Annotated in this window: 18 protein-coding genes; 7 read left to right on the plus strand and 11 right to left on the minus strand. The window is 63.7% G+C overall.

Going from position 1 to position 20345, the window contains the following annotated elements:
- Positions 1–23: 23 nt before the first annotated feature.
- The 9 genes from hglS to ABB27_RS02990 all read right to left on the minus strand — a co-directional run bounded on the left by hglS (position 24) and on the right by ABB27_RS02990 (position 10911).
- Complete coding sequence (gene hglS / locus ABB27_RS02950; protein WP_057626738.1) at positions 24–1382, minus strand: 2-oxoadipate dioxygenase/decarboxylase HglS; 1359 nt, start codon at positions 1380–1382, stop codon at positions 24–26.
- 94 nt (positions 1383–1476) lie between these two features.
- Complete coding sequence (locus ABB27_RS02955; protein ID WP_057626739.1) at positions 1477–2022, minus strand: hypothetical protein; 546 nt, start codon at positions 2020–2022, stop codon at positions 1477–1479.
- A gap of 28 nt (positions 2023–2050) precedes the next feature.
- Positions 2051–2803 carry an HAD family hydrolase gene (locus ABB27_RS02960; RefSeq protein ID WP_244479113.1) on the minus strand — a complete coding sequence of 251 codons (753 nt, stop codon included), beginning with the start codon at positions 2801–2803 and terminating at the stop codon, positions 2051–2053.
- Positions 2804–3092: 289 nt separating this feature from the next.
- Positions 3093–3470 carry a calcium-binding protein gene (locus tag ABB27_RS02965; RefSeq protein WP_057626741.1) on the minus strand — a complete coding sequence of 126 codons (378 nt, stop codon included), beginning with the start codon at positions 3468–3470 and terminating at the stop codon, positions 3093–3095.
- A gap of 222 nt (positions 3471–3692) precedes the next feature.
- Positions 3693–4073: a hypothetical protein gene (locus ABB27_RS02970; RefSeq protein ID WP_057626742.1), complete on the minus strand. Its 381-nt coding sequence runs from the start codon at positions 4071–4073 to the stop codon at positions 3693–3695.
- A 53-nt stretch (positions 4074–4126) separates the two neighbouring features.
- On the minus strand, positions 4127–4795 hold the full coding sequence (locus tag ABB27_RS02975) for a M15 family metallopeptidase (protein WP_244479114.1): 669 nt from the start codon (positions 4793–4795) through the stop codon (positions 4127–4129).
- A gap of 25 nt (positions 4796–4820) precedes the next feature.
- On the minus strand, positions 4821–6383 hold the full coding sequence (locus tag ABB27_RS02980; protein ID WP_425477474.1) for a serine hydrolase: 1563 nt from the start codon (positions 6381–6383) through the stop codon (positions 4821–4823).
- 57 nt (positions 6384–6440) lie between these two features.
- Complete coding sequence (locus ABB27_RS02985; RefSeq protein WP_057626744.1) at positions 6441–9434, minus strand: TonB-dependent receptor; 2994 nt, start codon at positions 9432–9434, stop codon at positions 6441–6443.
- Positions 9435–9492: 58 nt separating this feature from the next.
- A complete protein-coding gene (locus tag ABB27_RS02990) occupies positions 9493–10911 on the minus strand; it encodes a transglutaminase-like domain-containing protein (protein WP_057626756.1) in 1419 nt (472 codons plus the stop codon).
- 209 nt (positions 10912–11120) lie between these two features.
- On the opposite strand from ABB27_RS02990, the gene ABB27_RS02995 reads away from it, so the two are divergent.
- The 6 genes from ABB27_RS02995 (at position 11121) to ABB27_RS03025 (ending at position 17750) form a co-directional block, all read left to right on the plus strand.
- Positions 11121–12575 carry a C40 family peptidase gene (locus ABB27_RS02995; RefSeq protein ID WP_057626745.1) on the plus strand — a complete coding sequence of 485 codons (1455 nt, stop codon included), beginning with the start codon at positions 11121–11123 and terminating at the stop codon, positions 12573–12575.
- Positions 12572–13669: a dipeptide epimerase gene (locus ABB27_RS03000; protein WP_057626746.1), complete on the plus strand. Its 1098-nt coding sequence runs from the start codon at positions 12572–12574 to the stop codon at positions 13667–13669. The genes ABB27_RS02995 and ABB27_RS03000 overlap by 4 nt, the downstream gene beginning before the upstream one ends.
- Positions 13670–14481: 812 nt before the next feature.
- Positions 14482–14754, plus strand: a complete 273-nt coding sequence (locus tag ABB27_RS03010; RefSeq protein ID WP_057626748.1) for a hypothetical protein — start codon at positions 14482–14484, stop codon at positions 14752–14754.
- Positions 14755–14768: 14 nt separating this feature from the next.
- Positions 14769–15617 (plus strand): MurR/RpiR family transcriptional regulator, encoded by an 849-nt coding sequence (locus ABB27_RS03015; protein ID WP_057626749.1) that lies wholly within the window; start codon positions 14769–14771, stop codon positions 15615–15617.
- Between the two features lie 17 nt (positions 15618–15634).
- Entirely contained in the window at positions 15635–16405 is a 771-nt protein-coding gene (locus ABB27_RS03020) for a L,D-transpeptidase family protein (RefSeq protein WP_057626750.1), read from the plus strand.
- Positions 16406–16457: 52 nt separating this feature from the next.
- Complete coding sequence (locus ABB27_RS03025; protein WP_057626751.1) at positions 16458–17750, plus strand: dicarboxylate/amino acid:cation symporter; 1293 nt, start codon at positions 16458–16460, stop codon at positions 17748–17750.
- Positions 17751–17793: 43 nt separating this feature from the next.
- Here the strand turns inward: ABB27_RS03025 and yiaA are convergent, their stop codons facing one another.
- On the minus strand, positions 17794–18228 hold the full coding sequence (yiaA, locus tag ABB27_RS03030; RefSeq protein ID WP_057626752.1) for an inner membrane protein YiaA: 435 nt from the start codon (positions 18226–18228) through the stop codon (positions 17794–17796).
- A gap of 164 nt (positions 18229–18392) precedes the next feature.
- Between yiaA and ABB27_RS03035 the strand changes: the two genes are divergently transcribed.
- Positions 18393–19547: a PQQ-dependent sugar dehydrogenase gene (locus ABB27_RS03035; RefSeq protein WP_057626753.1), complete on the plus strand. Its 1155-nt coding sequence runs from the start codon at positions 18393–18395 to the stop codon at positions 19545–19547.
- Positions 19548–19763: 216 nt separating this feature from the next.
- Here ABB27_RS03035 and ABB27_RS03040 read toward each other — a convergent pair whose 3' ends face one another.
- A complete protein-coding gene (locus ABB27_RS03040) occupies positions 19764–20261 on the minus strand; it encodes a CcdC protein domain-containing protein (RefSeq protein WP_057626754.1) in 498 nt (165 codons plus the stop codon).
- Positions 20262–20345: the final 84 nt, after the last annotated feature.

The following is a 20345-nucleotide window of genomic DNA, read 5'->3' on the forward strand; positions in this document are numbered from 1 at the left end:
CGGCAAAGGGAGGGAGCTGATCATCACGCCTTCAATGCTGCCAGCGACTCGGCCTGCAGCCGCTCGTAGATCGCGAACTCGTCGCTGACCGTCGCGCCCAGGGCCTGCTCGAAGGCATCGCGGTTGGCGCGCGCGGCATACGCACGCTGCTCACCACCGCCCAGATTGGACTGGAAGATGCCCGCCGCACTGACCGGCAGGAAGTCTTCATAGATGATCGGATCGGCAGTGACCAGGCCACGCTCGATCAATACTTCCGCCGGCAAGGCACGCGTCTGCGCATCGGCGGCCTGGCCCGCTTCGGTCAGGCTGTAACGGTAATAGCCCAGGCCTTCGCGGCGCAGTGTTGCATGCTCATCCGGGAACGCGGCAAACGCGTCCTGCAGGCGCTGCGTGTAGTCGCCACCGGCACTGCCTTCGCCACCACGCGCCTGCGCAAGCAAGGCGTCATACAGATCGCGGCCCTTCGGCGTGAGCGCCAGCCCGCGCTGCTCGATCTCGCCAAATCGAGCGGTATGGGTACCGGCTTCGTTGTCGGCACCGGAGGGGAAATGCACCATTTCCTCCAGCGCCTTGAAGCTGGTCTGGCGCAGCAGGATGGCGCAATCGCGGCGCGGCGGGCCTTCAATCACCGCCTTTGCGGCAAGCCCACGTGCGTGCATCGCTGCCTGTGCGGCGTCGATGTCCAACGTGCGCGGGGTGAGGTGATTGATATGCGGGCCACGGAAACTGACCACGTCCGCCACCAGCCGATGCGCGCCGTGCAGGGCGTGATAGGTCTCCAGCGACACCGTGGCTTCGTTGTGCCAACGGAAGGTTTCCAGCGACTCAACGACGAAGCGCCAGGCATCGTCTTCGCTCAAACCGCCATCACGTTCACACTGTTCAATCAGCTGCAACGCACCGGCGGTGAAGATGTTGCGGCGGGCCAGGATCTCGGCGGCCTGCTCGCGCAATGCCGCGTCTTCAATCAACTCCAGCCGCAGCAGCGAGGTGAACACGCGGAACGGGTTGCGGTTCAAGGACTCGCCATCCACCGGCCGGAACGCGGTGGAATGCACCGGCACGCCTGCCACCGACAGATCGTAGTAACCCACCGGCTGCATGCCCATCACCGCGAACAGGCGGCCCAACGTGGCCAGCTCCTGCGCGGTGCCTACGCGGATCGCGCCGTGGCGTTCCACGTCCAGGCGCTCACGCTCACCGCTGCGCTGTATCTGCGCGGCAAGCTCCGGCTGCGCGGCCAGGACGTCGGCGTTGATCGCGCCAACCAGCTCCACCAGCGTGCCGTACAACGGCACTTCGGTGCGGTACATATGCGACATCGCCTGCGAGAACAGGCTGCGGATGTGATCAGGCGAAACGAAACGGTCGGCGGTCATGATGGGGCGCGCTGGCACGGAGTCGAGGAAACCGCCATTTTCGCCCGGAATCGGGGGCCACGCCTATCTGCAGGGCAGCAAAGCCTGCCGCTGTTTACTCCGCGGCAGCCTTGCGTGCCGCGGCCTCGCGCTGGGCGCGGTCGCCGAGCTGGCGCTGCAGCAGCGGATCCAGCGTTATCGGCCGGTCCCAGTGGTCGAAACTGGCGACGATGGCGTGGCGCAGGGCGCGCCAGCGCAGGTTGTCCGGGGGTGGCTGCAGGCCGGCCAGTACCTCTTTCCAGCTGGCCTCGGGCTGCTGTGCCCGTGCCTTCACCGCTGTGCGGCAGTTGCTGCCGCTGAGCCGGCCCCAGAAACAGGCCAGATAGACATCACCCGGCTTCCAGCCGTGGTCCTGCAGCAAGGCCTGCACATAGCCCGGGCGGGCGCCGGCATAGCGCGCCAGTTCGTCCACGAATGCTTCCGGATAACGCGCGGCATAGGCGTTGATATCGGCCAGCTGCCGGTCCACCCAGGCATCGCCGGTGGCCGGCGCATAGGCCTCGGCCACCGCTGCCGGCACCGGCTGTTGGGCCAGCGCCGGCCACGCCAGCATGGCAGTGCCGAGCAGGCCCAGCCGCAGCAGCACGGCCGCACGCCGCATAGAGGGCCGACAGCCTGCCGTTGTCACCTCAGCCGCCTTGCGCCGCTGCGGCCTGCACGGCGACAGCACGCACCGCTTCGGGCCACTGGTGGGCTGTATCGGCATGGTGCAGGCGCGGTTCATCGGCGGAAACACCGTGCTCGGCTTCGTGCGCCCAGGTCATTGCGTACGGGGTATGGATGCCCCAGCCGCCCAACCCCAGCACCGGCTCGATATCCGAGCGCAGCGAGTTGCCAACCATCACGAAGCGCTCGGCCGGCATGTTGAACTCGGCCAACACCTTGGCATAGGTACCGGGGTCCTTTTCCGAGACGATCTCGATACGCGGGAACAGATCCAGCAGGCCGGAACGCTCGATCTTCTGCTCCTGATGGAACAGATCGCCCTTGGTGATCAGCACCACCGGGAATTCGGCGGCAATCGCTGCCACTGCTTCGCGGACGCCATCAATGACGTCGACCGGATGCTCCAGGGTGCGGCGGCCGATCTCGACGATCTGGCGCAGGTCATGCGCGGAAATCTTCTCGTCGGTGAGTTCGATCGCCGCTTCCAGCATCGACAGGGTCATGCCCTTGGCACCATAGCCGAACACGGCCAGGTTGCGCCGCTGCACCTTGAGCAGATGCTGGGCGGTGCCGGCGTCATGCAGGTCGATGTAGTTGCTCAGGATCAAGCCGAATTCGTGCTCGGCCTTCTGGTAATAGTCTTCGCTCTTCCAGAGCGTGTCATCGCCGTCGAAGCCGACCAGGCCGATGGCGGAAGGGGAGGTCTGCATATTCATGCCGCACAGGATAGCAATCTACCCTGCAGTGAATAGGGGATTGCTCTGGGAACGCCCCGATTGGTCAGCTGGATTGGCCGCTGGGGCAAAGCGCGAGGGCTTTCAGTGACGGCCAAAATCAACTGCCAAAGCACCCCTCCCCGGCCCTCCCCTGCGCTACGCGCAAGGGAGGGAGCGGACCGTGCGAACTGTGAGTTCATTGCGCGAAGCCGCTTTTACCCCCTCCCTTGCGCGCAGCGCAGGGGAGGGTTGGGGAGGGGTGCTCCTGAAGCTCCTCCATCAATCCGGATTACTTCTTCTGCGCAGCTGCATAAGCCCGGTATTCCTCAGGCGTCAGCTTGCCGTCCTTGTTGGCATCGGCCTGGTCGAACACCTGTGCCAGGCCGGCATTGGCCTGCGATTCGGTCTTGGTGATGGCGCCATCACCATCGGCATCCACATCAGCCCAGCTCTGGCCACCACCTGCCGCTGCCGAGGCCTTGGCGGCGCTGCTCGATGCACTGGCTGCAGCGTTCTGCGCCTGATCGGCTGAATCCTGTGCCTGCGCGGCCTGGGCTTGTGCAGCGGCGGCCTGATCCTGTGCATCCTGCGCCATGGCCGGCAATGCAAGCGCGGAACCTACGATGGCAACCAGGGCGAACAGCGGAGTGCGATTACGAACGGTCATCAGGTCTTCCTCGTGTGTTGGCAAAAGCGCGGAAATTCCGCACACCCCAACCCTGACAAGCTGCGACTGAATCGCTTGCACCCCATAAAACCGCGGAAAACATCCTGTTAACCACTTGTGCCGATTCAGCGGTTACCGCCGACGTTAGCCGTGCATGAAACGAACGTAAGCCGATGATTAGAGCGTTCCACCCATCGTGCCTATCAATTCGATCCCAAGGCTTCAAGCCTCATGCGTGGTGTCAGCCAACGGCTGCCGCGAACTGAACAACAACCAACCCAGGCCGACACCAACCGCTACACCGATCAACTCAAGCAGCACGCGCGTGCCCAATTGGTCCGGATCATGGATCGATGCCAGCGCAAGTTTGGCATACAGCGGTGACTGCAGATTGATCATGCCCAGCGAGAACAGTTTCCAGCTGTCCACACCGGCGGCGATGACCGCCGCTATCAAAGCGGCATAGGCGATGGCATGACCATGTCGCAGCCCTGTGCGTCGGCACACCTGCCACCACAGTGCGAACACCACGAAGCCAATGGCCAGGGCGATCAAACCCGCCTCCAGTGAGCCGAGCAGGCCGTAATGCAGAACCAGATTCATCGGCGGAGGGCGGGTCCATTCAAGGGACTGCAGTCTAACCGCCCCCGTGCCGGCTAACGCACCGGGAAGTCGTAGGCCGTGGTCGGCGTGGGCTCGGGCTTGAAGGTGTAATGCCACCATTCCATCGGGTAGTTGGCAAACCCCTGCGCCTGCATCGCCTCCAGCAGCAGTTGCCGGTTCTGCTTTTGCGCCGCGCTGATATCGGGATTGGCGGTATGTGCCAGCACATCGAATCGATCGAATCCGGTGCCCATGTCCAGCGCCACGCACGGGCCCTTTCGGCAGTCCAGCACGCCCAGGTCCACCGTTGCCGCGCGGCTGTGGCCGGAGGTCTCGGCGATATAACCATCCAACAGCCGGCTCTTGTCGATATTGGGGTAATAGCGCTGCTTGGCGACCTGATCCTTGGCGTCATGCACCCAGGCCACGAAGGACGTCACCGAGTGCACCGGCCGGTAGCAGTCGAAGACCTGCAGGCGATAGCCCTGTGCACGCAGTCCGCGCTGCACCCGCGCCAGGGCCTGCGCCACCGGCTGCAGCAGATAGCAACGCGGCGCCTCGTAACCCGGCACGACGCGCCCGGTGAAGTTGTCGGTGCCGGCGTAGCGGATGTCCAGTGCGATATCCGGCGCCAACGTGGTGACGTCGACAATGCCGGCCTGCGCAGGCGTTGCCGCCGGCGATACCTGTACCGTCTGCTGGGCAAGTGCGGCAAGCGGCATCAGCGCCAGCAGCAAAGGCAGTGCCCTAGCGGCAATCGTCACGGCGTTGGAATTCCAGATCGGGGTAGTCATAGCTGAAGTCGATATCCGGATCGATGGCGCGTAGTTGCAGCCGTGGTTGTTGCGCGTCGCCGGAGAATTCCAGCCAGGCATCGGCATCTTCGCCCAATCCCTGCCAGGACACATACCAGCGCTCGCCTGCACGCATCACCTGCCCGGTCATGCGCGGTGACTTGACCGAGGCGAACTGCAGCTTGCCATCGCGCCGGCACAAGGACACCTCGCCAAACCAAGGGTCCTGCCACACACCGGCCTTGCTGCCGAACTCGGCGACTGTGGCTGCACGTGCCGCCGGCAAGGCCGGGCGCACATGGCCGGCCGAGCGCCGCTGTGCGGCTGCGGTTTCGATCAGCTGCGCATAGTGCAGCACGTCCACATCCCCAGCCGGTGCGGTGTAATGTTTGAGCATGGCCTGCATAAGGGCGGTGCGCGCATCTTCGCCCTCGCCATTGATCAGGATCACCACACCCGTCCTGCGGTCCGGCAGCAGTGCAAGCGAGGAATACATGCCGGACAAGGTGCCGGTGTGGGCAACTTTCCATTGCCCGTCCATATCCGACAGCCGCCAGCCATAGCCGTAGGCGTAGAAGTGCGTGTTGTCCCAGTCGCGCAGGCGTTGGCTGATCGGCATCGGCATATGCGCGGTCCACAAGGCGCGACGCTGGGTGGCATCCAGCCAGCCCGGTGCCTGCGCCGGATCCAGCAGCACCTGCATCCAGCGCAGCATGTCATTGAGGCTGCAGCGCACACCGCCCGCAGCCATGGAGGGGAAATCGGTGAGCTGCGGCGGATCGCGCTCGGCAGCGACATTGCGCTTGCCGTCACGCTGATGCGGCTGGGCGATATTGCCAACCGCGGCCGGCGACCACGCGCCCACCTGGCAGCGCTGCATGCCCAGCGGCTGGAAGATCTCCTCGCGCAGCAGCTGCGCGTATGGTTTGCCGCCAGCAGCAGCGGCGACTTCGCCGGCCACCACATACATCAGGTTGTCGTAGGCGTACTCACTGCGGAAGCTGCCAGTCGGCTTCAGATGCGCCAGCCCGGCAATGATGTCGCTGCGATCAAAGTTGTTCGGTTCCGGCCACAGCATCAGATCACCGGCGCCCAGGCCCAGGCCGCTGTTGTGGATCAACAGATCACGCACCTGCATGTTGCGCGTCACCCACGGGTCCTGCATGCGGAACTGCGGCAGATGCTTCGTGACCGGGTCGTCCCAACGCAGCTTGCCGGCCTGCACCAGCCGCGCCAACACTGCCGCCGTCATCGCCTTGGTATTGGAGGCGATCTTGAACAGGCTGTCGTCGTTGATCGCCGCACCCTGCCCTGCAACCAGCTCGCCGCGCGTACCGCGATAGACAAGCTTGCCGTCCTCGATCACGCCCATGGCGATACCCGGCAGCTGGTAGTGCTGGACGGCCTGGTCGAGAAAGGCGTCGAAACGCGCGCCATCCGCACTCTCCGCAACCACTGCCTGCGCAGCTCCGCCCACGGCGACGCTTGCGGCGAACAGCCAGATCCTCAATCGCACGTTCATTCCTCCCCAAAGCGAACGGCCCGCCGAAGCGGGCCGTTCTCACAAACTACATCAGAAGTTCCAGGTCACGACAAGGTTGGTGTAACGCGGTGCCTGCCAATTGGTGCCCTCGGCGAAGTAAGGCATCTTCGTACCCGGGGTGCTCTCGTAACGGGAGTGCACGTTGACCACGGTCTGCCGGTTGAGCAGGTTGTAGGCCGACAGGCGTGCGGTCAGATCGATACCTTCCACCGGCAACGTCCACATCACGCTGGCACCGAGATCGATGACCCACGGCATGCGACCGAATGCGCCGCGCCCGGAGTACTCCAGCTCGCGGTTGGCCCAGTCCGAACAATTGGCCTTGCACAGCCAGCCAGAACCACCACCGCTGTATTCACCCGGACCACCGGCATTGCGGTTGTCGTTCGGCCACACCACGCCGAACGCGGTGATCGGGCCACCCGAGCGCGCCGTCAGCGTGCTGCCGAAGGACCACTGCTCGTTCAACTTGAACGCACCACGCAGCTTGAACTGGTGACGGGCATCGTTGAAGGTCACACCGAAGCGTTCATTGACCGCCGGATGGTCGTAGTACTGCACCAGGTTGGTGTCGTTGTAGCCGGTGTCCGAGTTGACCGGCCCTTCGATATTGCCTTCGCTCTTGGACAGCAGGTAGCTGGCATTGAACGACCACTTGTCATTCCAGGCGCGGTCGATCTGGAACTCCAGCGCCTTGTAGGTACGCTTGGGCCGCTTGTAACCCATGATGGTGCCGCTGCCCAAGGCCTTGTAGCCGTCCTTGGACGAATCCAGCGTCACCCAGCTGTTGGTGTCCGGGCACCACAGCTTGTTGGTTTCACCCGGGTTGATGATCGGCCAGTCGCCCGAGTACCAGTCGCAGCCTTCAACATGATTGATGCGCGCATCTTCCACCGCGCGTGTCATGCGGCGGTAAGTGGCATTGACACCGTACGACCATTCCTCGTTGAGCGCCTGCTGGAAACCGAGGATGTATTCGTCCTGGAACACCTGCTTCAGGTCACGTGCCACCGCCGTACGTACATCCGTCGGTGCCGGAGCATTGCCTTCGGTATTGACCGGACCAATCTGCTGGCCGAGCACCGGAACCTTGTAGGTGTTGCCGCTGGAGCTCTGCTTCTCTGCCCAGCCATTGAACGCGTAGTAGGTGTGCTCGTCGGTGGTACCACCACCGAAGTAGTCGGTGAGCTTGTTGGTCAGCGGGGTGTAGTAACGGCCTGCGTTGCCGAACACCTTCATCGAGCCATCACCCTTCACGTCCCAGCTGAAGCCCAGGCGCGGCGAGATCATGTCGTTGAACTTGGACTTGGCGAAGGTGGCGCCCGAGGCCAGCTTGTTGTGGAACTGGTCGAAACGCACACCAAGGTTCAACAACAGGTTCGGGGTGACGTTCCAGTTGTCTTCCAGATAGAACGCCTGCGCCTTGGTGCTGACCGGCGCACCGGTGACTTTATAGCGCGCGTCAACGATGTTGGTGACACCCGGAGGCAGCACCACACCGTTGACGGAACTGCCCGCGTCTACGGAGAGCACCTGATAGGTGGAGCCATCGCCCGGGTAAAGCGTCGAGCTCACCGAATCCATCACTTCCTGGTCCAGACCGAAGCGAACCAGGTGGTCACCCAGGGTCCATTCAAAGTCCAGGCGCGCCGCTTCACGCTTGTCTTCACGGTTGCTGATTGCTTCGTTGGTTGGGTGGCAGCCCACGCCTTCCTGTTCGCCATATATCTTGCTGTAGCTGGACGCCACCGTGATGATGCTGCATTCACCATCCATCGGGCTGTCGCTTACCGCACTGCGCTTGTTGACGCCGTACATGGCCTTGGCGACGAAGTTGTCGGTCAGGTGGCCGGTATACGTCAACGACCAGTTGTCGCCGCCGGAGGAGCCGCTGCTCTGGCCGCTGGATTCACCGAAAACATTGGTGTCCCAGTTGTAGTTGTCGTAGCTGCTGGTCACCGAGTCGGTCTTGTCGGAGAAGGCAAGCAGCTCCAGCATATGGTTGTCGCTGATGCGCCAATCAAGCTTGGTGCCCCAGAAATCGTTGTTGCTCTTGGTCTTCCACGCTTCGGAGTTATCGACGTCCTGCGACTTGCTGTCGCGGTTCTCGTACATCGCGAAGAAGAACAGCTTGTCCTGCATGATCGGGCCGGAGGCCCAGACATTGGTCTTGGTCAGCGGGGCGCGATCGCGGCTGGTGCGGTTGCGCTCGTCGATGGTGCCGTCGCTGTGGAAATGATCCTTGCGGTCCGAGGCCCATGCCGACGGCTGCATGGTGACCTGCACGCCGCCCTTGAACTCATTGCCGCCCGAACGGGTGATGGCATTGATGACGCCACCGGTGCTGCGGCCGAACTCGGCCGAATAGCCACCGGTCTTGATCTGGAACTCTTCATAGAAATTGAAGGGAACCGTGGAGAAACCCTGGCGGCGGTACGGATCGGTGACGTTCAGGCCGTTGATGTAGGCCACGTTCTCGGCCACGGACGAACCACCAAAGCTCAGGCCACCAAAGCTCGAGCCGGAATCGACCACGCCCGGTGCCAGCAATGCAACCGCCGCAACGCTCTGGTCAACCGGCATGCGCGCAAGTTCTTCGCGCTTGATGTTGAACGAGGATTCGGTGGAGTAGACATCAACCCGGTTGACGATCTTGGAGCCGGTCACCTGCACCGAATCCAGCGTTACCGCGCCGCTGTCGCCGCCGCCGAGATTGACCGTGGTGGTGCCGCCCAGCGACACGTTGACGGCCAGCGGTTCCTTGTCGGTCTGCCCATCACGCTTCACCTGCAGGCTGTAATCGCCCACCGGCAACTGGCTCAAGCGATAGGAACCATCGCTGCCGACGGTGACGCTGCGGGTCAGGCCGGTGGACTTGTTCACGATGGTGATCTGGTCACCGGAGCTTGCGCGGCCGGCGATGGCGCCGCTCGCGCTCTGTGCCATCACGCTTGGCGCGATGACGCCAAGACAGGCACCCAATGCGACGGTCAGCGCCGCCCTTTTCAACATTTTCCTGTTCATCCCCTGCTCTCTCCTGCAGATGTAGATCGGTAAGTAAGACAACGGTTACGACGTTCTATTACTTGGACTCCGGCGCCAAAATCTCGGTCTCGAAGTCGTATTGCCACTGGTTGAAGTAAAGGTTCCCCCCTTCCCACTCAACCTCACCTCGTTGCAGATCAACGGTCTCCGAACGGAAGTGCTGCTTGGCAGGCACGAACGCGCGTGAGTAGTCATCGTTGAACGCGATGCGGTAGGCATCCAGCCCGCCGAAATAGAAATTGCGCTGCGCCGGAAGCTCGCTGTTCAGTGCGCCGGTGCTTACATCCATCGGCACCCAGCCGTAGGGCGCAAGATAGAGCGCGCCCCAATCGTGCAGGTTGTTGTAGCCGACCTCGTTGTCCGAATAGACCATGCCCGACTGCCAGCGCGCCGGAATGCCGTTCATGCGCAGCAGCGAGATCAGCAGCAAGGTCTGCTGGCCGCAATCGGCGTGACCTGCATGCAGCGCGTAGTCGGAAATATTGCTGATCGTCGAGTATTCGCGCGCACCGCCCCAGGGAATCGCATCCACCGCGTCGAACAACTTCTTGGCCACGCGGTAGGGGTTGGTTTCATTGCCCACCGCCTTGCGCGAGAACTCACGCATGGCCGGGGTGAACACCACATGCGGTGCGCGTTCGGCCAGGTAGGGGGCAAGCGCCGGGTCCCGCGGCGTCGGCAGCACCTTGTCCGGGTCGATGATGAAACGACGCGCGGAGATCGTCAGCTCATAGCTGACCGAAAACTCGGTCGGCGTGCCGGCAACGGCCTTGCGCTCCAGGTAGGCGGTGCGCTGCAGCGTGTCTTCCGGCGCGATCTGCGCGCCCTGCGGCACGCTGGCCAGCCATTGGATGTTCTCCTGCTGGCCCGGTATCGACCGCGGATACGGCAGCCACGCACGCACGGTCTGCCCGGCGGGTACCGCATCGGCATCGACCTTGATCGACTGGGTCACGCGGACCCGACGCGGAGTAATGCTGGTCTGGCCGCTTTGCTCGGAGGCCTTGATCACCTCGACATGGTGCGAGCCCAGCCGCTCGTACGGGCCGGGCCGGGAAACGCGCTTGTCCGGCGGGCGACGGTTGGACGCCTCGGTACTGAACAGGAATAGGTTATTGGGCGCGCGCTTGAACCAGCGGCGCTGGCCATCGATGTCCAGGTGCTCGATCAGCCCGGCGGCATCCCAGGCCGCGAACTCTTCATCGCGCAGGTCCGGCACCGATTTGCGTACGGCGGCCTTGGCCTGGGCTTCGTCGAGGGTGAAATCCAGACCGATGCGGCGCATGCGTTCGCGCTGGAACAGGTAGGACGCGCGGGTATCGGCATCCACGCCAGGTGCGGCCAGGGCCTTGTCGATCTCGGCCTGGGCACCGGCAAAATCGCCACGGTCCACGCGTGCCGCAAGCTCGGGCAATGGTTTGGCGGGCGCCTCGGCGGCATGGACGGTGCAGGCCATCGCCATGCACAAGGCAGTGGCAAGGGCCTTGCGGGCGAACGGTACGCGGGCAAAGCAGGCAGAATCGGCGTTTGATGCCACGGCAACACTTCCACGTGCGGGGTGGTTAACGCTGTTTAACACGCACCCGGTACACGGTCAATAATTTATTCTTGCTTTCGCCGGAGAAAGGAATAAATATTCCAGAGCATCAACGAGGGGAACTCTCAATGCCTGCTTTGCCGCCGCTGTCGCAGCGCCGACGTCTCGCCCCGCTTGCGCGGGCCTTGATCCTTGCCACAGCGCTATGCGCCGGGCCGGTATTCGCCCTGTCGCCACCGCCCGCAGCCACTGCGGTGCCCGGCTATGCCGGCATCATCGGCCTGCAACCGGACCTGCTGGCGCCGCAAGCGTGGATTGCTGCGCTGCCCAACGCCAATGCGCTGATCATGGACCGGGCCGCGATCGACGCGCAGAACGCGCGCATGCGCCAGCTCGATGCCTCCATCATCGACCTGCACACGCTGCCGGCGCTACTGCCACAAGTATGGGTGCGCGAGCAGATCGGCAAGATTTCGCGCGCGCCCAGCCGCACCCTGTATGACGTCAAGGGTCGCGAGGTCGGTGCCGCCCAGTTGCAGGCGGTTACCGCCAACCTCGGCCTGGACGCGGTTCCGGCCAGCCGTCCGATCCAGTACGGCCTGGTGGTGCACCGCGCGGCGCTGCGCGCCTTCCCCACCGAGCTGCGCGTGTTCAGCAGCCAGGGCGATACCGATATCGACCGCTTCCAGGAGTCGGCGCTGTTTCCCGGCGACGCGGTGGCGGTGCTGCATGAAAGCGCCGACGGCAAGTGGGTATTCGTCGCCAGCGAGCGCTATGCAGCGTGGATGGAGAAGCGCTTCGTCGGCATCGGCAGCGCCGAGCAGGTGTTCGGCTACGGCGCCAAGGGCCCGTACCGGGTAATCACCGCCGGCAAGGCCTTCACCGCACATACGCCGGAAGAGCCGCGCGTGTCCGACCTGCAGCTGGAAATGGGCGTGCGCGTGCCGGTACTGGCGGATTGGCCGGTGATGGATCCGGTCAACGGCCAACAGGCCCACGCAGGCCATGTGATCCAGCTGCCGGTACGCAACGACGATGGCAGCCTGGCGCTGGTGCCGGCGCTGCTGCCGCGCTCGCAGGAATCGGCCAGCGACTACCTGCCGCTGACCCAGGCCAACCTGATCAGCCAAGCCTTCAAATTCCTCGGCGAGCGCTATGGCTGGGGCCATTCCTACGACACCCGCGACTGCAGCGGCTTCGTCTCGGAGATCTACCGCAGCTTCGGCGTGCTGCTGCCGCGCAATACCAGCGCGCAGGCAATCAGCCCAGCCTTGAACCGGGTGGCGTTCACCGACAAGGACAGCAAGGCCAAGCGCAATGACGCCATCGCCCAGCTGCAGGTCGGCGACCTGATCTACATCCCCGGCCACGTGATGATGATGCTCGGTCAGGCCAATGGCATGACCTGGGTTATCCACGATACTTCCGGTGGCAGCTGGTTCGACGCCAGCGGCAAGCGCGTGCATGCCAGCCTCAATGGCGTATCGGTAACCCCGCTACAGCCGATGATGGCCAGCGACACCGCCAGCTACATCGACCGCATGACCAACATCCAGCGCATCCGCCTGCAAGACACCAAATGAAGATCACCGATATCGAATTGGGCATGCTCCGCGTGCCGTTGAAAACCCCGTTCAAGACCGCGTTGCGCACCGTGGAAACGGTGGAAGACATCGTGGTCATGGTACGCACCGACAGCGGCAACACCGGTTACGGCGAGGCCCCGGCCACGGCGGTGATCACCGGCGATACGCACGGCTCGATCATCGAAGCCATCAACAGCTTCATCAAGCCACGCCTGATCGGTGAGGACATCAGCAACCTCAACCGCATCTGCGGCTTGATCCAGACCTCGCTGGAGCGCAACACCAGCGCCAAGGCGGCGGTGGAAATCGCCATCTACGACCTGTGGGCGCAGCTGCACGGCGCACCGCTGTACCAGATGCTGGGCGGCGGCGATCCGGTGATCACCACCGACATCACCATCAGCGTGGATTACATCGACAAGATGGTGGCCGATTCGTTGTCTGCGGTGGACCGAGGCTTCGAGTCGCTGAAGATCAAGGTAGGCAAGGACATCGGCCTGGACATCGAGCGGGTCAAGGCGATCCACGCCGCCGTCGAAGGCCGCGCCCTGCTGCGCCTGGACGCAAACCAGGGCTGGACCGCCAAGCAGGCGGTGTATGCGATGAACGTGCTGGAAAACGCCGGTGTGGTGCTGGAGCTGCTGGAGCAGCCGGTGAAGGCGGCCGATATCGCCGGCATGAAGTACGTCACCGAGCGCGTCAACACTCCGGTGATGGCCGATGAAAGCGTGTTCAGTCCGCACCAGGTGTTTGACCTCATCCAACAGGGTGCAGCCGACATCATCAACATCAAACTGATGAAGACCGGCGGCATTTCCAACGCGATCAAGATTGCCGACATCGCCTCGTTGTACGGCGTGCCGTGCATGATCGGCTGCATGCTGGAATCCAGCATCAGCGTGGCGGCGGCGGTGCACCTGGGCGTGGCCAAGTCCGGCGCGATCAGCAAGGTGGATCTGGACGGGCCGTCGTTGAGCCAGTTCAATCCGGTGGTAGGCGGGGTGATCTTCAATGAATCGGAGATCAGCATCACCGACGCGCCGGGCCTGGGCATCATCGAGGTACGCGGGCTGGAGATGATCAAGCCGTGATCACGCAGGCGGCAACCGTTCTCTCCCCGGTTGCCGCCGCCGTGGTCGCGCATGCGGAACGAACTGAAACAGCGCCGGCAATGCCCGGCGCTGTTTTGTTTTGGGGAGTGGCCCAGCCTTCGGCATCTGCATCTGCTTCTGCTCCAGCCCCCTCCCTTGTGCGCAGCACAGGGGAGGGTTGGGGAGGGGTAGTTTTTGCTCCTGCTCCTGCTCCTGCTCCTGCTGTTGTTGTTGTTGCTGTTGCTGTTGCCGTTGCCGTTGCTCCAGCTTTCGCTCTACCGGGTCCCCTTCCGCAGCGACGGAGCCGACGGACAAGACCCCGCAGGGGCGGCGTGCATGGATGCACGTCGTTTTTCGACGAGACAGGGATGTCTCGTCGAAAAATCCCGGCGGCGGAGTGGACCCGCGTCGCGCAGCGGCGTGGGCGCGGAGGCAGGGTGTGCTTTCTTTTGGTTACTTCTTCTTTGCACAAGCAAAGAAAAGTGACTCGCTCCCCGCAGGGGAGTGAAAACTTCAGCCTTGGCTTTAGCTTCAGCCCTGGCTTTAGCTTGCGCGCTTTGAAATCAAAAGAAGTGGAAGCAAAGGCGAAACCAAGGGCAGGAGCAGGATCAAAGGCTTTCGCCCCCCTTCGGGGCGCGAGCGCACCTTTCTTTGCTTGTGCAAAGAAAGGTGGCCCAAAGAAAGCACACCCTGCCTACGCGCCCACGTCGCTATGCGACGCGGGTCCACTCCGCTGGCAGGATTTTTCGACGAGACATCCCTGTCTCGTCGAAAAACGACGTGCATCCTTGCACGTCGCCCCATTCGGGGTCTTGTCTGCCACCTCCGTCGCTGCGGAAGGGAACCCGGTAGAGCAAAGGCGAAGGCAGAAGCAACAGCAAAAGCCAGAGCAGGAGCAACTGCAGGAGCTACCCCTCCCCAACCCTCCCCTGCACTTCGTGCAAGGGAGGGAGCTGGAGCAAAAACAAAAACAAAAACAAAAGCAAGGCTGCAACTTCCCAGCGCTTCCTGCTGCTTCTGGCAAGTTCGAGAGCGAAATGCTGCTCCGCTCACCAGTGCAATCCCTTAAAGTCTTCAGCAGATAAATACCAACACGCCCATGCCACCCCTGGTAAAAATCCGCTCCGAGCGCGAACAGATGTCGGCCATCGAACGGCGCATTGCCGACTTCATCCTCGACAACGCCCACCTGCTGCGCGACTACTCCTCGCAGCAGCTGGCCAATGCGCTGGATATCAGCCAGTCCAGCGTGGTCAAGTTCAGCCAGAAACTTGGCTTCAAGGGCTATCCCGACCTGAAGTACTCGGTCGGAGCTGCCGTGGCTGCCGCCGGCAACGGCGAAAGCACGCGCTGGCCACCGGAAGACCAACCAGGTGGCTATCTGCTGGTCGCCGAAACCCTGCGCCGCGCCAAGGCTGCCGCCGAAGAAGAAACCATGGCCGCCAATTCACAAGTCGAATTGGAAACGGTCATCGCACTTGTCGACAATGCACCCAAGGTCTTCATCTATGGCCTGGGTGATGACGGCCTGTATGCGCGCGAGTTCGCCATGCGCCTGTCGCTGCTTGGCATCCTCACCGTGCAGCAGGCCGATCCCATCCTCATGATCGCCAACCTGTCCGCCGCGCGGCCTGGCGATGTGCTGCTGGTGTTCTCCGAATTCGGCAAGCTGCCGCAACTGTGGCAGCTGTCGCGCCAGTTCCAGGAAGTGGGCGGCAAGGTGGTATCGATCACCCGCCACACCGCCAATCCCCTGCGCGCACATGCAGATGCTTCATTGGCCATCTGCGCGCACGACCCGCAGCCACCCGTTGCCCAACTGCTCTACCGCAGCTCGCTGCAATATCTGCTGGATTTCGTGTTTGTACTGCTGTGCCAGGCCAATCCAGACCGGCAACGGCAGCTGGCGATGAACCAGGAACGCATCCAGCACCTGATCGACAACTGAGCGCAGGAACCCTCGCCATGCCCAAGCTCTTCCAACGCACCGTCCGTCCTCTGCTGGCCTGCATGCTGGCGCTCATCGCCCCGGCCTGCCTTGCCACTCCGCTGCACGATGCGCGCCAGCTGATCGTGGTGACCGCCCCCGATTGGGATGCAAGCAGCGGCCATCTGCAGGCCTACGAGCGCACCGACAAGGGCTGGCAGGCGCATGGGGCCGGTTTCGATGTCGCCCTCGGTCGCAGTGGCAGCGCCTGGGGTGTTGGCGTGCATCCGCAGCAGCAGGACGGCCCGCACAAGCGCGAAGGCGATGGCCGCAGCCCGGCCGGCATCTTCAACATCGGCCTGGCCTTTGGCTATGCCGAACACATCAGCAGCCAGATGCCCTACCAGCCGATGCTGGTCAGCAGCTACTGCATGGATGTGCCCGCCTCGCCGCTGTACAACCAGATCGTCGACGCCAGCAAAGTCGGCGAGGACGCGGTGAAGGGCTCTACCGAAGCCATGCGACTGGACCTGCACAACAATGGCGACCGCCGTTATCGCGAAGGTTTCGTCATCGAGCACAATGCCGCCGCGGTGCCCGGTCAGGGCAGCTGCATCTTCGCCCACCTGTGGCGCCAGCCCGGCGAAGCCACCGCCGGTTGCACCGCGATGGAGCCCGAGCGCATGTCAGCGCTGCTGGCGTGGCTGTCGCCGCAGGCCAAGCCGCTGTTCGTGCTGCTGCCCGCTGCGCAGTACGAGCGCCTGCGACGCAGCTGGGGCCTGCCGCAACTTTCAGAAACCACTCGTTAAGCATTTGTCCGGTTCAGGGCATCTTCCCTTCCTTTAGCCAAGCCTTCTCTCCATGACCGACAGCGCACCCGCAAAATCCTCCAAGGTCTCCGCACCGGTCAAGGTGCTGATAGCGCTGGTACTTGCCGCCATCGTCGGCCTGTCCTTGACCGCTTATGACCAGGTGCTGGCGCTGCAGATTGCCGATGTGCTGCGCCCGATCGGCCGGCTCTGGCTCAATGCCCTGCAGATGACGGTGGTGCCCTTGGTGACCGCGCTGGTCATCGTCGGCGTCAATACCGCCAGCAATGCCGCCGCCTCCGGGCGTACCGCACGCAACGCGATCATCGTGTTCCTGATCCTGCTGGTGGGTTCGGCGGCGTTCTCCGCGGTGATCACCCCGCTGCTGCTGGACCTGCTGCCGCGTGATGCCGACAACATCCAGGCTTTCCGCGATGCGCTGCGCTCGCCGACCACGGCCGCTACCCCGCTCAGTGCCGCGCAGTGGATCAGCTCGCTGATTCCCAGCAATGCACTGGCGGCAGCTGCGTCCAGCGCGATGCTGCCGCTGGTGGCGTTTGCGATGTTCTTCGGCTTTGCGCTGAGCCGCCAGCAGCCCGAGCGCCGCGAGCGCATTCTCGACATCATCCGCATCATCGCCGACACCATGATCACCATCGTGCGCTGGGTGCTGTGGGCGGCGCCGGTGGGCGTGTTCGCGCTGGTGTTCGTGGTCTGCGCCGAGGTTGGCATGAGCATCCTCGGCGTGCTGGGCTACTACATCGTGCTGATGTGCGTGATCTACATCCTGATCACCCTGCTGCTGTACGTGGTGGCGCGCTTCGCCGCCGGCGAGCCACTGCGCCGCTTCGCCAGCGCGCTGGTGCCGGTGCAGGTGATTGCCGGCAGCACGCAGTCCTCGCTGGCCTCGTTGCCGGCCATGATCGACAGCGCGCGTAATCGGCTGGGCTACCCGCCCGCGTTGACCTCACTGGTACTGCCGATGGCGGTGTCGCTGTTCCGCATCACCAGCCCGGCGCAGTACATCGCCGTGGCCAGCTTCATTGCCTGGTTGTACGGCATCGACGTGCATGCCTCGCAGTACGCGGTGGCGGTGCTGTTGGCGGCGGCGATCAGCATGGGCTCGACCGGCCTGCCCGGCCAGGCCAACTTCATGACCAACAACATGCCGATCACCCAGAGCCTGGGCCTGCCGGTGGAACCGCTGGGCGTGTTGCTGGCGGTGGACACCATTCCCGATGTGTTCTGCACGATTGGCAACGCCACCGGCGGGGTCACCGCAACCGGCATCGTTGCCCGCCACACCGCGCAGCACCCGGAGCAGGATCAAGCCAGCGACAGCTGATTGCCTGCAGCCACTCCCGCACCCGGCGGGAGTGGCCTTGGGATCATTCCTGCGGCGGCAGCGGCGGCGCGCCGTAGGCCGCATCTGCGGCCATCACATCACGGGTGTTCTTCTGCACGGCAACCGCGCCGAACAGCGACAGCGCGAACGACATGCCATAGAAGCCCTTCTCGCTGAGCAGCAGGGTGGCATTCCACAAGCCCACCAGCAGCAGCAACAACGAACACAGCAGGGCAAACCAGCACAGGCTGTAATACAGGCTGCTCACCGGGATGTTCTCCAGCCGGTCACGCACACTCTTCTGCAGCGATACCGCCGAGAACAGGCCGAACAGCAGCAGGGTCAGGTAATAGCCCTTCTCGTTGAGCAGCATCTGCGCATTGAACAGGCCAACCAGATAGGCGGCCGCCCCCAGCAACAATGCGGTCCAGGCAGCGGCGATAAACGCAGCCGAGGGGCGATAGATCTGTGCTTTCATCTTTTAAAAACTCCTTTTTGTGGATGTAGCGGCCCAACGTCCACGGGCGCCCGGCCGCTACGTTAAGCGATTCCGTGCGCCAGTCCCATCCCTCAAAGGGACAGCATCGGCTGGCATGGTGTACAACCCTGCTCTGGTATCGCTTCCCGCTTCTGGAGACTCCCATGCCCCGTACCCTACTGCTCAGCATGACCCTGGCGCTGACCCCGGCCTTGTTCACCAGCGCCTGCGCCGCTGACCCGGACCCGGCTGCCGAAGCCGCGGTAAAGCCCGCGCAATGGCCGTTCAAGGCCACCGAGGCGGCCCGTTTCAATGAGCCCTGGGCGATGACCTTCCTGCCCGATGGCAGCCTGCTGGTGACCGAGAAGGGCGGCAAGCTGGTCCACTTCGACCCGGCCAGCGGCAAGCGCGGCAACATCAGCGGCGTGCCGACCGTGGCCTATGGCGGCCAGGGTGGCTTTGGTGATGTGCTGGCGCACCCGCAGTTCGCCAGCAACGGGCTGGTGTATTACAGCTATGCCGAAGACGGCCAGGACGATACCCGCGGTGCCGCCGTGGCCCGCGCCAAGCTGGTGCTGGACGCCGATGGCGGCGGCCAGTTGATCGATGCGCAGGTGATCTGGCGGCAGACCCCCAAGGTCAGCGGCCGTGGCCATTACGGCCATCGGCTGGCGTTCGGCCCGGACGGCAAGCTGTGGATCAGCTCCAGCGAGCGGCAGAAATTCGACCCGGCGCAGGACATGAAGACCAACCTGGGCAAGATCATCCGCCTCAACGACGATGGCAGCGTGCCGGCGGACAACCCGTTCGTGGCGCAGGGCTCGCCGGCCGACCAGGTTTGGTCGCTGGGCCACCGCAGCGTGCTCGGCCTGGCCTTCGACGGCAACGGCAAGTTGTGGGAACACGAGATGGGCCCCAAGGGCGGCGATGAGCTGAACCTGATCCAGCGCGGCGGCAACTACGGCTACCCCATCGTCTCCAACGGCGACCACTACGACGGCCGCCCGATTCCGGACCACGACACCCGCCCGGAATTCATCGCCCCGGTCGTCACCTGGCGCCAGGTGATCTCGCCGGCGGGCTTCATCATCTACAGCGGCACGCTGTTCCCGCAGTGGCAGGGCAGCGGCTTCATCGGTGGGCTGTCGTCGAAGTCGCTGGTACGGGTCGCCTTTGATGGCGACAAGGCACGCGAGGCCGAGCGCTTCGACATGGGCAACCGCATCCGCGAAGTGGAGCAAGGCCCGGACGGCGCGCTGTGGCTGCTGGAAGACGGCAGCAATGCAAAACTGCTGAAGCTGACGCCCAAAGCCAACTGAGCCCGTAGTGCCGAGCCATGCTCGGCAGGGGCCTTCCCAGCAAAGCTGTAGTGCCGAGCCATGCTCGGCAAGAGGCTTTCCCAGCGATGCTGTAGTGCCGAGCCATGCTCGGCAAGAGGCTTTCCCAGCGATGCTGTAGTGCCGAGCCATGCTCGGCAAGGGGCTTTCCCGGCAAGGCCTCTGCCGAGCATGGCTCGGCACTACAACCAGCCAGCCCTACGCGCTTGGCTGGCGCAGACGCAAGGCCAAGCCAATGGCCTGCACCAGCCCATAACTGATCAAGGCTGCCGCCAACGCCAAGGTCAACGGACTGGCATTGCCCATGCCCGGCCCCATGCCCTGGCTGAAAGCGCCGCCATACCAGCGCCACGCCAAGCGTCCGATCAGCAACAACGCCAGCGCACCGCCGATCCAGGGGTTGGGCGTATAGCCCGGCCGACCATCACGCGGGCTGATCACGGTGTGCCTGAGCGCGAATATTCCCAGGCCAATCCCGGCAACCGCACCTGCCGCGATACCGAGCGCCACATGCGGGATATACAGCGCGGCGAAGACCAGCATCACGCCCACCAGCGACAGGATGCCGATGCGAATGCCATTGCGCAGCGGGCGCCATGGCTGCCAACCGAAGTGGCGACGGATACGCCGGTAATACAACCAGCCGAAGCCGGCGGTCATCAACCAAGGCATATAGACAGGCAGTGCTGCAGGCATGAGGCGTTCCCCTGGTTGTAGACACCGACAATGCATCCAACGTCGTAGTGCCGAGCCATGCTCGGCAGAGGCCTTACCGGTGAA

The sequence above is a fragment of the Stenotrophomonas terrae genome (assembly GCF_001431465.1).
GTDB lineage: Bacteria > Pseudomonadota > Gammaproteobacteria > Xanthomonadales > Xanthomonadaceae > Stenotrophomonas > Stenotrophomonas terrae.

Excerpts from the sequence above, each read along its gene's own strand:
- ABB27_RS03020 (WP_057626750.1), top strand. The coding sequence starts at position 15,635 with ATGCCCAAGCTCTTCCAACGCACCGTCCGTCCTCTGCTGGCCTGCATG.
- ABB27_RS02985 (WP_057626744.1), bottom strand. The coding sequence starts at position 9,434 with ATGAACAGGAAAATGTTGAAAAGGGCGGCGCTGACCGTCGCATTGGGT.
- ABB27_RS02965 (WP_057626741.1), bottom strand. The coding sequence starts at position 3,470 with ATGACCGTTCGTAATCGCACTCCGCTGTTCGCCCTGGTTGCCATCGTA.
- ABB27_RS03035 (WP_057626753.1), top strand. The coding sequence starts at position 18,393 with ATGCCCCGTACCCTACTGCTCAGCATGACCCTGGCGCTGACCCCGGCC.
- ABB27_RS02955 (WP_057626739.1), bottom strand. The coding sequence starts at position 2,022 with ATGCGGCGTGCGGCCGTGCTGCTGCGGCTGGGCCTGCTCGGCACTGCC.
- yiaA (WP_057626752.1), bottom strand. The coding sequence starts at position 18,228 with ATGAAAGCACAGATCTATCGCCCCTCGGCTGCGTTTATCGCCGCTGCC.
- ABB27_RS03015 (WP_057626749.1), top strand. The coding sequence starts at position 14,769 with ATGCCACCCCTGGTAAAAATCCGCTCCGAGCGCGAACAGATGTCGGCC.
- ABB27_RS03025 (WP_057626751.1), top strand. The coding sequence starts at position 16,458 with ATGACCGACAGCGCACCCGCAAAATCCTCCAAGGTCTCCGCACCGGTC.
- hglS (WP_057626738.1), bottom strand. The coding sequence starts at position 1,382 with ATGACCGCCGACCGTTTCGTTTCGCCTGATCACATCCGCAGCCTGTTC.
- ABB27_RS02970 (WP_057626742.1), bottom strand. The coding sequence starts at position 4,073 with ATGAATCTGGTTCTGCATTACGGCCTGCTCGGCTCACTGGAGGCGGGT.
- ABB27_RS03000 (WP_057626746.1), top strand. The coding sequence starts at position 12,572 with ATGAAGATCACCGATATCGAATTGGGCATGCTCCGCGTGCCGTTGAAA.
- ABB27_RS02975 (WP_244479114.1), bottom strand. The coding sequence starts at position 4,795 with ATGCCGCTTGCCGCACTTGCCCAGCAGACGGTACAGGTATCGCCGGCG.
- ABB27_RS02995 (WP_057626745.1), top strand. The coding sequence starts at position 11,121 with ATGCCTGCTTTGCCGCCGCTGTCGCAGCGCCGACGTCTCGCCCCGCTT.
- ABB27_RS02960 (WP_244479113.1), bottom strand. The coding sequence starts at position 2,803 with ATGAATATGCAGACCTCCCCTTCCGCCATCGGCCTGGTCGGCTTCGAC.
- ABB27_RS03040 (WP_057626754.1), bottom strand. The coding sequence starts at position 20,261 with ATGCCTGCAGCACTGCCTGTCTATATGCCTTGGTTGATGACCGCCGGC.
- ABB27_RS02990 (WP_057626756.1), bottom strand. The coding sequence starts at position 10,911 with ATGGCCTGCACCGTCCATGCCGCCGAGGCGCCCGCCAAACCATTGCCC.